Source organism: Baaleninema simplex PCC 7105, assembly GCF_000332355.1.
GTDB classification, from domain to species: Bacteria; Cyanobacteriota; Cyanobacteriia; order Cyanobacteriales; family Geitlerinemataceae; genus Baaleninema; species Baaleninema simplex.
Window position 1 is genome coordinate 3,252,565 of record NZ_KB235958.1, and the last position, 1,271, is coordinate 3,253,835.

At 48.9% G+C, this 1,271-nt stretch carries 2 protein-coding genes and 1 pseudogene; 1 reads left to right on the forward strand and 2 read right to left on the reverse strand.

Going from position 1 to position 1,271, the window contains the following annotated elements; translation table 11 throughout:
- Nucleotides 1-116 precede the first annotated feature (116 nt).
- Nucleotides 117-326 carry a hypothetical protein gene (locus GEI7105_RS37460; protein ID WP_144053843.1) on the forward strand — a complete coding sequence of 70 codons (210 nt, stop codon included), beginning with the start codon at nt 117-119 and terminating at the stop codon, nt 324-326.
- A gap of 18 nt (nt 327-344) precedes the next feature.
- Here GEI7105_RS37460 and hisI read toward each other — a convergent pair whose 3' ends face one another.
- Nucleotides 345-731, reverse strand: a complete 387-nt coding sequence (gene hisI / locus GEI7105_RS0116655; protein ID WP_017661567.1) for a phosphoribosyl-AMP cyclohydrolase — start codon at nt 729-731, stop codon at nt 345-347.
- A 300-nt stretch (nt 732-1,031) separates the two neighbouring features.
- A pseudogene (locus GEI7105_RS39500) lies at nt 1,032-1,271 on the reverse strand (IS4 family transposase); the annotation flags it as partial.

A 1,271-nucleotide genomic window follows, 5' to 3' on the forward strand; every position in this document is an offset into this window, starting at 1 on the left:
AAGAGCAGCATAACAGATCGAACGGCTTGCCCGCAACCTTACCGCCGCGATTCATCTACGCTTCAATCGGAGATTAGAAACGTAGGATTCTCGCGGTTCAGGCTAAAGCTGACGATTTGCACAGTGCGATCGCCGCCGTTGTCGGGTTTGACGGGAACGCTCGCGACGCCATCTGTGTATCTGACGATCCCGCCTCCGAACCTCCGAAGTTTCCCACAATCCCCGCGAACTTTGCCAAACCCGTGCGCTGTCCGCCGGGATCGTCTGGGGGCGAACTGTACGAACTCAGCCCAGTTAACCGTTTCCACGAATCGAGCAGCCTCTGACACGGGGCGCGATCGATCTTAAAGGACTCGGTTGAAAAAGCAGCTTCGCGCCCCGGTATGACAAGCCACGTCGCCGATCTGTTCGATTTTGACCAGAATCACATCCGCATCGCAGTCGTAATAGAGCGATTTCACTTTTTGAATGTGTCCCGAGGTCGCGCCTTTGTGCCAGAGTTCTTGTCGAGAGCGGCTCCAGTAGTGCATTTCACCGGTTTCGATCGTTCGCTCTAAGGCGTTTCGGTTCGTCCACGCCATCATTAACACGGTTCCGTCGCGATCGTCTTGGGCGATGGCAGGAATTAAGCCGCGATCGTCAAATTTTAAGGTATCGATCCAGTGGCGATCGCTCGAGCTAGCTGTACCCGGTTCGTTGAGATTGGCGATCGTTTTTTCGTTAGATGTCATTACCGTTTATTTAGGGAGCTTTTGCACCCCACTCTCGCTTTTTTCAATTATATTTATAAGAATTATATTTCTATAATTCCTCTCTTGATTTTATCACAGATCGACAATAACGCAACGACAATTCAAGAGATTACTCGTTAAAGAAATCGCCCCAAAAACGGCACGTTCGAGCAAAAAAATCACATACGAACATTAGTTCATTTATTAAAATAAATGCTGTTTTGTATTTTTTTCGTTTGTATTTACGCCAACAATGAGATTTTGCGATCGAGCGAATTTTCTGAGAGGGTGACAACATAGCTAGACCCCCTGCCTCACAAGGGATAGAGCCTCTAGCCCTCGTTGAAAATGGAGAGATTTGTGAGGCTTCAACGCCATGAGCGCCAACATCCAATCTCTCCAGAGCAGCAGGGATTGACTCCAAGCATAACCGGATAATCCGAGGGAAAAAACACTATGATGAGGAAAACCTTGAGGGGTCAGGTCTGAACGACCTAAATAGGATTGGACGTGAGATTCAAGGAGACGCTGACCCGAACG

Excerpts from the sequence above, each read along its gene's own strand:
- hisI (WP_017661567.1), bottom strand. The coding sequence starts at position 731 with ATGACATCTAACGAAAAAACGATCGCCAATCTCAACGAACCGGGTACA.